At 43.7% G+C, this 13389-nt stretch carries 12 protein-coding genes, 1 other RNA gene and 1 pseudogene; 7 read left to right on the top strand and 7 right to left on the bottom strand.

Going from position 1 to position 13389, the window contains the following annotated elements:
* Window positions 1–342, bottom strand: a pseudogene (locus GTH32_RS10800) (IS21 family transposase); the annotation flags it as partial.
* A gap of 207 nt (window positions 343–549) precedes the next feature.
* Here GTH32_RS10800 and GTH32_RS19780 point away from each other — a divergent pair.
* The 3 genes from GTH32_RS19780 to GTH32_RS10785 all read left to right on the top strand — a co-directional run bounded on the left by GTH32_RS19780 (window position 550) and on the right by GTH32_RS10785 (window position 2376).
* On the top strand, window positions 550–849 hold the full coding sequence (locus tag GTH32_RS19780; RefSeq protein ID WP_163085618.1) for an HNH endonuclease: 300 nt from the start codon (window positions 550–552) through the stop codon (window positions 847–849).
* Window positions 850–858: 9 nt separating this feature from the next.
* Window positions 859–1581, top strand: a complete 723-nt coding sequence (locus GTH32_RS10790) for a GmrSD restriction endonuclease domain-containing protein (protein ID WP_163085606.1) — start codon at window positions 859–861, stop codon at window positions 1579–1581.
* 177 nt (window positions 1582–1758) lie between these two features.
* A complete protein-coding gene (locus tag GTH32_RS10785; RefSeq protein ID WP_163085604.1) occupies window positions 1759–2376 on the top strand; it encodes a hypothetical protein in 618 nt (205 codons plus the stop codon).
* A gap of 57 nt (window positions 2377–2433) precedes the next feature.
* Here the strand turns inward: GTH32_RS10785 and GTH32_RS10780 are convergent, their stop codons facing one another.
* The 3 genes from GTH32_RS10780 to ssrA all read right to left on the bottom strand — a co-directional run bounded on the left by GTH32_RS10780 (window position 2434) and on the right by ssrA (window position 4797).
* Complete coding sequence (locus GTH32_RS10780) at window positions 2434–2619, bottom strand: hypothetical protein (RefSeq protein ID WP_163085602.1); 186 nt, start codon at window positions 2617–2619, stop codon at window positions 2434–2436.
* A gap of 87 nt (window positions 2620–2706) precedes the next feature.
* The gene (locus GTH32_RS10775; protein ID WP_163085600.1) at window positions 2707–4350 is read right to left on the bottom strand and encodes a tyrosine-type recombinase/integrase; all 1644 of its coding nucleotides are present in this window, start codon (window positions 4348–4350) and stop codon (window positions 2707–2709) included.
* Window positions 4351–4439: 89 nt separating this feature from the next.
* Window positions 4440–4797, bottom strand: a transfer-messenger RNA (tmRNA) gene (ssrA, locus tag GTH32_RS10770).
* A gap of 131 nt (window positions 4798–4928) precedes the next feature.
* On the opposite strand from ssrA, the gene GTH32_RS10765 reads away from it, so the two are divergent.
* Window positions 4929–6185, top strand: a complete 1257-nt coding sequence (locus tag GTH32_RS10765) for an NADH:flavin oxidoreductase/NADH oxidase family protein (protein WP_163085598.1) — start codon at window positions 4929–4931, stop codon at window positions 6183–6185.
* 55 nt (window positions 6186–6240) lie between these two features.
* Here GTH32_RS10765 and smpB read toward each other — a convergent pair whose 3' ends face one another.
* Complete coding sequence (smpB, locus tag GTH32_RS10760) at window positions 6241–6720, bottom strand: SsrA-binding protein SmpB (protein WP_163085596.1); 480 nt, start codon at window positions 6718–6720, stop codon at window positions 6241–6243.
* Window positions 6721–6918: 198 nt separating this feature from the next.
* Here smpB and GTH32_RS10755 point away from each other — a divergent pair, with 198 nt between their 5' ends.
* Window positions 6919–7350: an SRPBCC family protein gene (locus GTH32_RS10755; RefSeq protein ID WP_163085589.1), complete on the top strand. Its 432-nt coding sequence runs from the start codon at window positions 6919–6921 to the stop codon at window positions 7348–7350.
* On the top strand, window positions 7347–7748 hold the full coding sequence (locus GTH32_RS10750; RefSeq protein ID WP_163085587.1) for an RnfH family protein: 402 nt from the start codon (window positions 7347–7349) through the stop codon (window positions 7746–7748). The genes GTH32_RS10755 and GTH32_RS10750 overlap by 4 nt, the downstream gene beginning before the upstream one ends.
* A gap of 123 nt (window positions 7749–7871) precedes the next feature.
* On the opposite strand, the gene GTH32_RS10745 is transcribed toward GTH32_RS10750, so the two are convergent.
* A complete protein-coding gene (locus GTH32_RS10745; protein WP_163085585.1) occupies window positions 7872–8351 on the bottom strand; it encodes a MarR family winged helix-turn-helix transcriptional regulator in 480 nt (159 codons plus the stop codon).
* 29 nt (window positions 8352–8380) lie between these two features.
* The gene (locus GTH32_RS10740; protein ID WP_163085583.1) at window positions 8381–10351 is read right to left on the bottom strand and encodes a choline BCCT transporter BetT; all 1971 of its coding nucleotides are present in this window, start codon (window positions 10349–10351) and stop codon (window positions 8381–8383) included.
* 304 nt (window positions 10352–10655) lie between these two features.
* Between GTH32_RS10740 and GTH32_RS10735 the strand changes: the two genes are divergently transcribed.
* On the top strand, window positions 10656–13367 hold the full coding sequence (locus GTH32_RS10735) for a TonB-dependent receptor (RefSeq protein WP_163085581.1): 2712 nt from the start codon (window positions 10656–10658) through the stop codon (window positions 13365–13367).
* The last annotated feature ends 22 nt before the right edge of the window (window positions 13368–13389 follow it).

Genomic DNA, 13389 nt, shown 5'->3' with positions numbered 1-13389 from the left:
ACCATAAGCTGACGCACTATCTTCGGCGCAATACTCTTCCCACAGTAACAGCTTAGTCATGCCTTTGCGCTTCAACTCTTGCTGCATAAGCATGAAGTCAGGCAGCCGTTTTTGGCGCTGAACTGGCCCAGTGTTATACAACTGCGCTTCGAGCGTTTTATCGTTTAGCGCTTCCGGCAGCGGCCACGATAAATCACTGGATTTAAAGCGCGAGAGGATTTCACTCACGGTTGAAGGGCCGAGACTTAAGCATTGGCCGATGTCTCGATGGCTTAATCCTACTTCGAATTTGAGACGCAGGACGTCTTTAATCTTTCTCATATCGGTTCTCTTTCTCGCCATGGCAACTCGTTCCTTCAATAAAGTGATGAAGTTGAGCTTACCAATTGATTTAGTGAGAAAAAGAAGAAGATTTCGGTATTCCGATCAGTGATTTCGGAAAAACGTCATTTTTGATCGGATAACTCCGAAATAAGCGATCGGATTAGACCGAAATCAGTGATCGGATTGAACCGAAATGGGTGATCGGAATGGGCCGGAACATGCAATATTACTACTTATGAAAGAAATCAAAAGTATCGTAATCAAGCGATAGCTATTCATGGAGATTCGTGCAAAGCATGCGGCTTTAACTTTGGTGAATATTATGGTGAATATGCCGAAGGCTTTATTCACATTCATCACAGTGTGCCAGTTTCGACCTATGAAGAGCCTAGAGCTTTAAATCCTGAAGTCGACTTAGTTCCCTTATGTGCAAATTGTCACTCGATAGTACATCGTCGAAAAGACAAAACACTTAGCGTTGATGAACTAAAAACTATGATTCAAAGCGCCTCTGGTGATGTATAAGGGTAGTCAGTGAAGTCAGTAGTAACAGCTTTAACTATTTCATGTTTCGCAATCACTCTTAGTCAAAGTCATGCAGCTCAGCATATCAATGTGGTTAAGAAGTCTTCATCCGGCATATGTCATGATATTGATAGCCGGTGGTACTCTAAACTTAAGCGCTTCAAAGTCTACGCGACAATCGACACCTGTTTAGCCAAAGGTGGGCGAATGTACTCAGGTTATCGAGTAACGAATGGAGAGGGTATAGATAGTGAATACAGTAGGGATTTGTTTCCGCACTGGGTTGATGATGACAAAGATTGCCAAGACACAAGGGCCGAGGTTTTAATTACTCAATCAAGTATCCCAGTTGTATTCACTGATAAGTCGAATTGTCAGGTAACTACAGGGGCTTGGTACGACCCCTACACTGATAAAGTCTATTACGATGATGATGACCTCGATATTGACCACATAGTGCCTCTAAAGTGGGCTTATGAGCATGGCGCTGATGATTGGCCGCTTGCATTAAGGAGAGAGTTTGCGAACGCCCCTATTAACACAATCGCTGTTTATTCCAGAGCCAATCGTTCAAAGGGGGCGAAGGGACCTTCTACGTGGATGCCTTCAAACCATTCTTATCGATGCAAGTACTTAGACAAATTCATTAAAATTACAGAAGTTTTTAAATTGGAATTTAAACCCCGCGAACGCAGAGTGATTAATAATCAGTTAGCGGCCTGCGCCGATTAGAAGTGAAGAGCTCGAAATAAGCAGTGTATTACAGAGTACTCCTGCTAGGATTAGAGAGCCCATGTTAAAAGGAATTACAAGTTGAAGTATATTTATAGATTCACAGAACGCAGATTCAATACTAGTTTGTGTGCGCTAGGAATACTAAGAATAGGAACCCTATACGATTTTAGACGCATGGAACACGGTAAGGGGATCCAAGACCAATTTGAGGGAACAAAAAAACTGTTTACTAATATGACTGGGAGTAGGGTCAAGTCAGGGCGTCGAGTTGAAATGAAAGGGCCAGACGGAGAAGATATGGTGGCTTACCTTCAAAAGGATGTTAACGGGTATGAGTACGGAGCAGGTACTTCATTAGAAGATGACCTTAAGAGTATCAAAAATTTGAGCTATAGCGGCAACGTTAATGCAGCTGATTGCTATGTACTCTGTTTTTCAACGAGTTGCGATACAGATGTTTTGAAAGAACTGGAAGGCTCTAATAGTTGTGCCAGAATACATGATATTAAAGGGTTTATTGAAACGCTTACTCTTGCAATTAATCGTATGGTTTTGATTAAAAGAGTTGACTGGATGCCTGTTGTCTACAAAAGCAGAGATGAGCACTGGGACGGTAAAAACTTGGGAATGAACCCGGCATTTATTAAAGGCCCCGAATTTTCGGGGCAACATGAATTCAGAGTGGTTTGGACTCCAAAATATAAAAAGGAGTTAAAACCCATTTTTATAGCGGATTATAAGCTTGGGAAATACTGTACTCTAGCGACAGAACGGAACAGTGAATTGAATTAGTCATTAACTAGGAGCGCTTTTTCGTTAAACCCTGCGCACCAAGTTTTACTTTGTGGTTTAGCTTAGAGAACTCAATTCTAGTTCGTTTTGCATTAAGCTAAGCTTTTGTCTAATTAATTCAGTCCCTTCTTTTAGTAGTTCCCATTGACGTTCTGAACAAGAATGAGAATTAGTTGATTCATTTATTAATGATGCAATTAACTCTATCTCGTCAACCTGGTTTATGAGCTCTATTCTAGTCATGTAATCCTCCTGTTGTTAGGGGATTACTATAGACGATTTAAGTGTATACTCGATACTGTACGAATGGACTGTTGAAGTACACAGCCTCTATACGCCAGAGTACTTTTGTCTCTTGATGAACCTTTCATAAGATACATTTTTCCAATCAAAGCCAAAGTCGATGGCATCAATGTATTTCTTTATGTAAGGGAGGCTGTAGCTACCGTGGTTGTAAGTTTGGGTGCGCACGCTGTCATCCCTGTGCCCTGTAACATAATAACTCTCATCGTGCCTCAGAGGGCTTCCATCGATTTGTGTTTTATCAAGTAGAGATACAAAGGTGTGCCTAAACGAATGAAACGCTAAGGGAATGCCTCGGTCATTTTTTCGAGGTACGTTGGCATACTCAACGAAGAATTCGTTGTACCATCGAGAAACCATATTGCCTTGGCCTTTATTCGAGCTTAGTTTTAAGTCTTGGAACAGTAAACCTGATTTTCTTCGACCGATAAATTCGATTAGGCCTGCATCTAAAACGGCTTCAGCGATTGGGATGTTCCGAATCGAGTCCGATGTTTTCTTAGACTTTGATACTCCCCCATCTTTGAGGTCAGATGTTTTCCAGATATCATTAACTGAAAACACGAGTACGCCTTCAACAGTATCTATGTCCTGAACTTCGAGGCAGGCGATTTCCGATATGCGCATCCCCGAATGTGTCGCAATGAGAGGGGCCCAAAAGTGGAAGCTTTTTGGCGCCTCTCGAAAACGCTTTTCATCTGTATAAATGTAACTTTCAAAAATCTTCTTTATGTGAAGTGATTCATACATGCCGCGAGTTTCTTTAACCTTGTTACCCTTTGATACAGCAACTTTGAGATGCTTTGAGTAGTCCAAATCGACAAAGTGTCGCTCATGCAACCATGCAAGGAATCCCCTTATGTCTGAAAAGTGCTTCTCAAGCCCTCCACTTGAGAGGGGGGTTCCAGTTGAACGCTTGGCTGCATTCGCCCACCAAGCTGAAATCTCATCGGCCTTTTCTAGATTGACTTTAAATCGTTCTCTACCAATATTCTTAGGTAATGATTTAAGAGTGTTAAAATAACGCTCTATTGCTCTGCTATCCAAAGATGTCGACATTGTTTCGAAACCGACTATCTCCGCAAATCGGGTAAAGTTCGACAATGCTTGCTTTGCCGTTCTATCGCCCCAAGTACTCTCTTTGTATGTGTAATAGCTGTCTATAAGCTCACCGAGAGAGCGGGAGTTGGTTGACTTAGGAGTTGAGCTAGGAGTTGCCGAAGCCCCTGTGGCTAGAGCTGAGAGCAAAGTATTCTCTTTGTCTTTAGAAAGACGCAATTCGCGCTCTAACCGTTGAACCTTTTCTTCAAGTTGTTCAGTAGATTTGAATACATCGTCGACTTTATTGTCCAATCTTCGCTGTCTGATGGGGGCCATCCACTTCACAATCGAGGGATCGGTTTTCGCTTCTACAACCCTCTCTATCATTTCTTTTAGAGTGTCTTTAAGTTGAGTGATTTCTGAGTCATTCATATGTTTATTAATTCTAAATTTTGTCAGTATGGAGCTCGCCGAGGGCATAACTGCACAGTAGCGTTCGAATGCGAGAGCGTATTCTTTGGTTTTTAATGAGAATTGAAGTTGAAGATGTCCCTGCTTTGCTTTTGCCAATATACTAAAGCGCAAACAGTAAACACCAAATCTGTTCTTATGTAGATAACGGTTTTTCATTTCGTGACACCAAATCGTGACACACCGTTGTAGCAACACAAACAAAAAAGGTGCAAATCATTGTTTTAAAACGATTTGCACCTCTGAATTGGTGGAGCTGGCGGGATTTGAACCCGCGTCCAGAAAATGTCTACCTTTGGTACTACATGCTTAGTTTGTCTTTTCTTTAACTACTTCGGACCCCGACAAACAGGGTTCCTAGTAGCTGTCCTGATACTGTTTCGCGGTTCAACCTCAGGAGAGTTTCCCTCGCTAGTTTGCTTATATGACCTTCCGAATCCACGCTAGCAAACTAAGCTGTGGTGGAAGGGCCTATACCGGTTATTAAGCGGCTAGTGCGTAGTTTTCGTCGTTTGCGACTATTTAATTGCGGCTTTTTTAAGAGGCCAGCCGCACCTCTGCATGCACCTCCGGCTTCCTAGATCCTGTCGAATCCTAATCAGCCCCGAGTGTGAAATTGCATTATAGCATAACTGTTAGTGTGTTAAACGTTTCTTTTATAAAATCACTTTCAAATGATGCATTTATCGTCAAGAACCTTTACAGTATCGGGGCTTAGAATTTCCTTTGAAGTGCCAATGTCTGTAAATTCCAAAATATATACACCATACACATTGCCCTGTGGCGTTTCCGTGCGTAACCGTTTGGTAAAATCTGCTATGGAAGAAAACATGTCTAGTGCAGGTAATTTGCCAGGTAGTGCGCTTTATACACTATATCGCTACTGGGCTCACGGTAATTTAGGTATGGTAATTACCGGTAACGTAATGGTAGATAGAGAGGCGATGACCGGCCCTGGCGGCGTTGCGCTCGAAAAAGAAACGCCTTTAGAAGCGTTTGAACGCTGGGCTAAAATTATTAAGTCCAACGGGGCACTCGCAGTTATGCAAATTAATCATCCTGGGCGCCAGGTGTTTAAGAACATGCAGGGTAAAGCTATTGCACCTTCTGCCGTTCCCCTTGATATGGGCAAGCATTCAAAACTTTTTGCTCAACCCCGGGAAATGACCTGCGCAGATATTCATGAAGTGTGTCAGCGTTTTGTTCAAACTGCGAAGCAGGCAGAAAAAGCCGGGTTCGACGGGGTAGAAATACACGCTGCACATGGGTATCTACTCACTCAGTTTTTGTCGCCGCTTACTAATCAACGTCAAGATGAGTGGGGCGGTTCTCTTATTAACCGCGCCCGATTGTTGATTAATATCGTTAGCCAGGTTCGTGCGGTTTGTCCGAAAAATTTTATCGTAATGGTGAAGTTGAATTCTGCTGATTTCCAGAAAAACGGGTTTAGTTTTGATGATGCTTGCGAGGTGGTTAACCGCTTAGAAGCCTTAGGTGTCGATGTGGTAGAGTTGTCTGGTGGAAGCTATGAAGCACCTGCCATGCAAGGGCAAACGCGCGACAATACCACCTTGGCCCGCGAAGCTTATTTTTTAGAATTTGCACAAACTTTGGAAAGTAAAACGGATATCCCGTTGATGACTACCGGAGGCATTAAACGCGCATCAGTGGCTGAAAAGGTTATTGGGCAGGGGTGTGAACTCGTGGGTCTTGCAAGTGCGTTAGCCTTCACCCCAGATTTAGCGAAAAAATGGCAGCAAGAATGGAGTTACTCTGGTGTTATTCCTGACTGCACTTGGCGCGATAAATCATTAGCAAGTTTGGCGAACATGGCCATGGTAAGACGTCAGCTGCGACGTTTAGGTAACAACTTAACAACCCTTAGAAATCCATCACCTTTGTGGAGTTTGTTGCTCGATTTAATGCATCGTAAGGCAATGACTAAGCGAGACGTTGCGGCTAACAAACGCCATCGGGAAAATTCGACTATATAAGGCTAATCACTTGTTACCGCTTGAGCCAAGGGTAACCGGTGTAATGGGCACAGCGCTAAACGCTGTGCTTCATCATTCTTTCTTTCTGGCGTTGCCAGTCTTTATCTTTTAACGAGTCTCGTTTATCACGCTCGTGTTTACCTTTAGCAAGGTGTATTTCTAGTTTTACCCAGCATTTCTTCCAATACATAGACGTGGCTACAATGGAGTAACCCTGCCTGTCACGGGCGCCCATTAAGCGGTCTAGTTCACGCTTTTTCAACAGTAGCTTTCTGGCTCGTTCTGGCTCAGCAACGACATGGGTTGACGCTTGGTTTAACGGGCTTATTCTACACCCTACCAAGTAGGCTTCTGCATTTTGAATGATAATGTAGGCATCGGTAATGTTTACTTTACCTGCACGGATACTCTTAATTTCCCAGCCTTGAAGGGCAACGCCTGCTTCAAACTTGTCTTCGAGGAAATAGTCATGACGCGCTTTTTTATTTTGCGCGATGTTTCCGGTGGTATTTTTGTTGGCTTTATTCTTTTTCATAAGCGCTAGTATACTGATTGTGTGAAAGAATGTCTGTACAAGCGAAGGAAATTTTGGCACTTCGAGCGTAACGGTTTTTGTAAGTTAATATTAAACTCATACACAAGCCAATATGGGGCCAAAACCGCAAAAGCGAAGGTGAGCGGGGCGAAAATTCTGTGCTACAATGCCGCTTTTAATTTTGAAGTAGTGGAATATATGCCGAGTATTCAACGCAGTGCTTTGGTGGCACACAGCGCAGAGGCGATGTTCGAATTGGTGAACGACGTGGCTGCGTATCCACAATTTTTACCAGGTTGCAGCGACAGTAAGGTGTTAGAGGCTTCAGAGAATAATATGAAAGCTTCGTTGCTTGTGGCCAAAGCGGGTATTAAGCAATGGTTTACTACCCATAATATGCTTGAGCAGGGGAAACGCATTGATATGCACCTTGTCGACGGTCCATTTCGTTCACTTTCGGGCGGTTGGACGTTTTTAGCGTTGTCTGAAGAAGCGTGTAAAATTGAACTACGTTTAGACTTTGAATTTAGTAGTAAATTGGCTGAACTGGCGTTTGGTAAAGTGTTTAACAGTTTGGCTACGAATATGGTGCAAGCCTTTACCGAGCGGGCAAAAAGAGTTTACGCATGAGTGATGACTTAATAAATTGTGAAGTGGCCTATGCGCTACCTACGCAGCAAGCACTAATAGAGTTAGCCATTAAACCTGGGGCTTCTGTAGAAGACGTTATCAATACGTCAGGTATATTGCAGCAATTTCCCGATATCGACTTAGCCAATAGCAAGGTAGGAATCTGGAGTCGGGTGGTAAAGCTGCGTGACACAGTAAAAGAGGGCGATCGTATTGAAATTTATCGACCACTCATCGCCGACCCCAAAGAAATTCGTAAACGTCGCGCCGAGAAAGCCAAAGAAGAAGGGCGTGCCGATAAAGTGACAGGCGGCAGGGTGAACCCGCTTAAAGCCAAAGAAACTAAAGGGGATAAACAGACCCTTGAAACAGAAAAGGACACGGCAAATCCGAAGTAGCATCGCCAATCTCAATGCAACCGGAAAAAGCAAATAGCCACGCTTTTATAGGCATTATCCCTTAACTAAAAAAGCCAGCATGCTGGCTTTTTTGTTTTACGGGTACGCAAAAAGAGTGTCTAATTAAAGATTTTTTTCTGTAATGCTACCAAGCTCTAAGAATGGTGACGCATCAATATCTTCTGCATCCATCATGGTGGCTATACGCTGCACCGTTGCAACCATCTGACTTTGTTCCCACTCTTTAAGCTGCGCGAAGCGATCAACAAAGTGTTCTTGCAGCGGGCGAGGGGCGTCTACCACTGCCGCTTTACCCCGTTCGGTAAGAAACACGCCTACCTTACGTTTATCTTGGGTACTGCGTATCCGCGTTGCTAAATCTCTTGCTTCTAGCCTATCAAGGATATTGGTGATAGTCGCAGGACTTAAGTTAATGGAATCTGCAATTTCACGCACCATGATGCCAGGGCGCTCTTGTATGTTCTGCATCACCAACAACTGTGGGCCAGTTAGCCCCACATGTTTACTTAATTGCTTGCTGCGTAAATCTACGGCGCGAATAATACGCCGTAGTGCTACTAACAACTCTTCTTCTTTTCGCATTCTTCTTCCAACGAACTAGTAACCAATCGTTACTTAAGCAAATGTATAAAGTGCTGATGTTTATGGAACTGGTCAATCACATCGTTGATTACAGAAATTTTAGACCAACCCATGATGTCATAGTTTTGCCCACCTTCACTTAAGTGCACTTCTGCGCGATAGTACGTGGGCTTTTCGCTTTCGTCTACCTTAGGCGTATCAGATGGGCCAAATTCTGGCTGTTCGGTGGCAGTAATGTATACCGAGTAAACAAATTCGGGGTCATTACCCATTGAAACCGTTAGCATCAATGCTTCTGCAGTGTCTTCAATTGCTACATCAAATTGTTGTGCCTTAAATTCATCGCCCACTTCAACCATGGCGCTGTTCACAGTTTTGTTAACAAAGCGGCGTACTGCAGCTTCATCTGGGAACGTAACGATATTCTCTAAACGACCTTTCCAGTTTTTATCAACATCGCTATGTAGCGGTGTGCCAGTTAGCACTTGTAAGCTTTCACGCTTATACGATTCTATTCTAAGTGCTTTTAATAACCCTGCAATGGCTATAAGCAATACAATGGCAAAAGGCAATGCCGAGGCTATTGTCATGGTTTGTAGCGCACCTAGGCCCCCTGCATATAGTAGCACTGCACTTACAACGCCTACGCCCACAGCCCAGTATACCCGCTGCCATAGTGGCGTGTCGTTTCGACCTCGCGAACATAGCATGTCTACAACCATAGCCCCTGAGTCGCATGAAGTAACAAAGAAGACCACCACCATCAATACGGCAATAAAGCTAAGTACCGAGGAGAACGGGAATTGCTCTAAGAAGACGAACAGGGCTACCGCGGTATCTTCGTTCACCATTTGAATGATGGCATCTTTGCCTTGTACCACTACTTGTTCAATAGCACCGTTACCAAAAACTGTCATCCAGAAAAGGGTAAAGGCTGACGGTATAAGCAACACGCCCATTACAAATTCACGAATAGTACGGCCATAAGAAATACGAGCGATGAATAAGCCAACAAACGGCGCCCATGCAAGCCACCAGCCCCAATAGAAAATAGTCCAACCACCAATCCAATCGGTTTTTTCATAAGCGAATAAGTTGAATGTATTGCGTACGATATCTGAGAGATATGCACCTGTGTTTTGCATATAGGCTTGTAACAGAAATACGGTAGGGCCGAGTATAAGCACGAGCAGCAGCAATAGAATTGCCAAAACCATGTTGGTTTCAGACAAAATACGTATGCCTTTATCAAGGCCTGTGGCTACTGAAATAACAGCTAACCCCACAATACCAGCCATGATGAGTATTTGCATGGTTACGCTAGAGGGCATTCCGAATAAGTAGTTAAAACCAGCGTTAACTTGCGAGGCACCTAATCCCAGTGATGTGGATACACCAAAAACAGTAGAAGTAACTGCGAATATATCTACGATGTGTCCCGGCCAACCATAGATTCGATCTCCAATAAGCGGGTAGAGGGCAGATCGTAAGGTAAGCGGTAAATTCTGACGATAGGCAAAATAACCTAATATAAGTGCTACTACCGCGTATATTGCCCAAGCATGAACCCCCCAGTGGAAAAAGGTGGTTTTCATAGCTTCTCTTACGGCATCTACGCTTTGCGCTTCAGCGGTAGGGGGCGCCAGAAAGTGCATTAGGGGCTCTGAAACCCCAAAAAACATTAAACCAATACCCATACCCGCAGCGAACAGCATTGAAAGCCAGGTTTTAAACGAAAATTCGGGCGTTGCGTGATCGGGGCCAAGCTTTATTTCCCCGTATCGCGACATGCCAAGATACACCACAAACAGCAGCACAATGGCAACTGTGAGTACGTAAAACCAGCTACCGTTGGTCACTATTGCACTTTGCATGGATTTGAAAAGTGCATCAGCTGTGGTGGGCGCGGCTGCAGCAAAAATAAGCAGGCACACAATGACAAGGGATGAGGTCAAAAAAACAGGTTTATTGAGCGGTGAGTTATTTTGAGTATCGTTCACGCAGTAAAAATCCTTTGTTTTCTCTGTAAAATTAGAGTTTATACGATGAAATATACCTGAAGGAGCAATTTTTATAAACTTTAATAGTAATTATTAGAGTACAGTTGATTATTCTGAGTAAAAATTAATCAAAATGTGATTTAAACCCTGTTCTAAAGACTAATAAGGGCTTTTTGTTTATTAAGTTATCGTTAGTGTAGAAATTAATTTCTGTTTATGGGTTAATAGATAAGCACCTTTTGATACTAATTCAGAGAAATTAGTATCAAAAGAAAAAAAATAAATCACAGGGAAAACACACACCATGAGAAAAACTCAGCTTAGCTGTGCAATTGTCGCTGCGCTGGCTTCCACATCCATCGTAGCCCAAGAATCTGATGTTCCTGCTAAATTAGAAACCATAGAAGTTACGGCAACAAAACGTTCCGAGTCGATTCAAGACGTACCGGTTGCGGTTTCTGCATTAGATGGAAAAGCGTTAGAGAACCTAGGAATAGATAATTTCCAAGACTATGTCGAGTTCTTACCTAATGTGGTATTCCAAGGCACTGGTCCGGGCCAAAACGAAATTTATATTCGTGGTGCCGCGACTACGCAATCCAGTATTACATTATCGTCTGTTCAGGCATTACAACCGTCCGTTGCCTTTTACCTCGATGAGATGCCAGTGTCTATGGCAGGGCGTAACCTCGACATTTACGCAACCGATGTACAACGTGTAGAAGTGCTTCCAGGGCCACAAGGTACGTTGTTTGGTGCTAGTTCACAGGCAGGTACAGTGCGCCTAATTACCAACAAGCCTGATCATAGTGGCTTTTCTGCAGGCTTTGATACCAGTATCTCCACCACAAAAGGTGGCGATATGAGCAACTCTGTAGAGGCCTATTTTAATATTGTACCCACTGATAACTTAGCGTTGCGGGTAGCCGCATACAATGAAAGCCAAGGCGGTTGGATTGATAACATAGAGAATGATCCGAACAATGGCGGTTACATTGGTAGCGCGGTGGTTATCGACCGTATTTCCGGGGGGAAATTACAAGCACAAGGTATCGATCCTGCTGACATGGACGCGCGCCGTGAAATAAACGGATTTTCGCGCAGTGAAGCAGCGGTGGTTACGCCACGTAATAGTGAACATGTAGAAGATAACTTTAATGATGCGATGTATTCCGGAGCGCGTTTTGGTTTGTCGTATATTATTAACGAAGATTGGGACTTACTTGTACAGCACACTGCACAAACTCTCGATACTGAGGGTGTTTTTGCTTACGACCCTACAGTGGACGGGGAAAGCTCAGCCATTCGTTTTCAAGGTGATGAAAACTCAGACACGTTTGGGCTAACAAGTTGGACATTAAATGGTGGTCTGGACAAACTTGATGTGGTGTATACTGGCGGTTACCTCGACCGTGAGATAGACACCTTAACCGATTATACCGGTTACACCAATGGTGGCTTGTACTCAGCATATTATCTGTGTACGCACTACGAGACTCCTGATAACCCAGCGGATGCACGGTGTTTAGATCCAACCAAGTACTACAAAGAAGATACTACTAGCACCCGCTTAACCCACGAACTTCGTTTTAGCACCACCATGGATACACCATGGCAGGTAACCGCAGGCGTATTTTATGACGAGCAAGAAGTGGGCTCTGTGGGACAGTTCAAAATCGCAAGCCCTGAAATTTTCGAAAACCTTGCGGGTCCTTGGAATAGCTTAGCAGGCGATAAGGGTATCAACAGCGACGGCGGGCCATTTTCGCCAGAAATTAGTTTTGTTAACGATGTAACCCATACGATTGAACAAATCGCGGTGTTTGGTCAACTGGGCTATGAAATCACTGATACAGTAACGGCTACAATTGGGGCTCGTTGGTATCAAATTGACGATATTTATCGCGGCGCAACATCTACCCGTGATGTTACAAGTCGTTTGGAAGCGTATGGTCAAGGTATAGTAGACCCAGCAGTTTACGACGACTTAGGCCTTGATGGTCAAGGTGTTGTCGACGCTATTCAAGACGGTTCACTTGATGTAGGCTTGTTGGATGACGACGGCGTATTAACGGTAGATGACACCATCTTCAAGTTTGGTTTAGACTGGAAAGTTAACGACAACGTTCTCATGTTTGCCAATTACTCAGAAGGTTTCAGGCCCCCTGTAACGAACCGTCTAGGTGGTGATGCAGCTGCTAACAGTTCTGGCGCATTCGCTGATTTCCGTGTACCAGTTTATTCAACTACAGATACGCTAGATAACTATGAAATTGGCATAAAAGGTGATTTCTTAGACGGTATATTGCGTGTTAATGCCACGGGTTACTACTCAGAAATAACCGACCTACAAACGTCTCGCTTCGATCCTGCAAACATCAGTTTCTTAGTGTTTACTGACAACGTAGGTGATGCTGAAGTGAAAGGTATAGACGCGGATATTACGTGGTTGGCTAGCGATAACTTAGTGATCAACGCGGCATTTAGTATCTTAGATACCGAACTTGTTCGTATTAATCCCGAATTAGAGGGTATTGCAGCGGGTGTTGGCAGTAAGCTACCCTATTCGGCTGATTTTTCAGGCAATATTAGTGCGCGCTACTTCTTTGAACTAGACGGTGGTAAAGAGGGCTACGTAAATGCGTCACTTTCTTATACGGGCGACCGTTTAGCCGGTATGGTGATGAATGCCTACGCGATGGAAGATGCAACCCAACTGATATATGGCACAGGATCGGGCCTTAAAATTGAAGATGAAGCAGATGTGTTTGAAGGGGCAACCTACCCAGGCTCTGATGGCGAGGTGCTTCGCGGCGGTCGTTATATTCAAGAGAGCTATATTATTGGCAATGTTTCAGTGGGTATGACGTATGAAAGCTGGAAGGTTGAAGCGTTTATTGACAACGTGTTTGATGAGTCAGCTATTCTTAATGTAGATACGCAGCAATACACGCCTAAAGTAGTGACTAATCGCCCCCGTACAATAGGCTTACGTTTTTCTTATGATTATTATTGAGTCAAACAGTATATGGGCATAC

The sequence above is a fragment of the Alteromonas profundi genome, assembly GCF_010500865.1.
Lineage (GTDB): Bacteria > Pseudomonadota > Gammaproteobacteria > Enterobacterales > Alteromonadaceae > Alteromonas > Alteromonas profundi.
The sequence above is the reverse complement of the archived record's forward strand: the minus strand, read 5'-3'. Positions and strand labels throughout refer to the sequence as shown.

Excerpts from the sequence above, each read along its gene's own strand:
- GTH32_RS10785 (WP_163085604.1), top strand. The coding sequence starts at position 1,759 with ATGGAACACGGTAAGGGGATCCAAGACCAATTTGAGGGAACAAAAAAA.
- GTH32_RS10780 (WP_163085602.1), bottom strand. The coding sequence starts at position 2,619 with ATGACTAGAATAGAGCTCATAAACCAGGTTGACGAGATAGAGTTAATT.
- GTH32_RS10775 (WP_163085600.1), bottom strand. The coding sequence starts at position 4,350 with ATGAAAAACCGTTATCTACATAAGAACAGATTTGGTGTTTACTGTTTG.
- GTH32_RS10765 (WP_163085598.1), top strand. The coding sequence starts at position 4,929 with ATGTCTGTAAATTCCAAAATATATACACCATACACATTGCCCTGTGGC.
- smpB (WP_163085596.1), bottom strand. The coding sequence starts at position 6,720 with ATGAAAAAGAATAAAGCCAACAAAAATACCACCGGAAACATCGCGCAA.
- GTH32_RS10755 (WP_163085589.1), top strand. The coding sequence starts at position 6,919 with ATGCCGAGTATTCAACGCAGTGCTTTGGTGGCACACAGCGCAGAGGCG.
- GTH32_RS10750 (WP_163085587.1), top strand. The coding sequence starts at position 7,347 with ATGAGTGATGACTTAATAAATTGTGAAGTGGCCTATGCGCTACCTACG.
- GTH32_RS10745 (WP_163085585.1), bottom strand. The coding sequence starts at position 8,351 with ATGCGAAAAGAAGAAGAGTTGTTAGTAGCACTACGGCGTATTATTCGC.
- GTH32_RS10735 (WP_163085581.1), top strand. The coding sequence starts at position 10,656 with ATGAGAAAAACTCAGCTTAGCTGTGCAATTGTCGCTGCGCTGGCTTCC.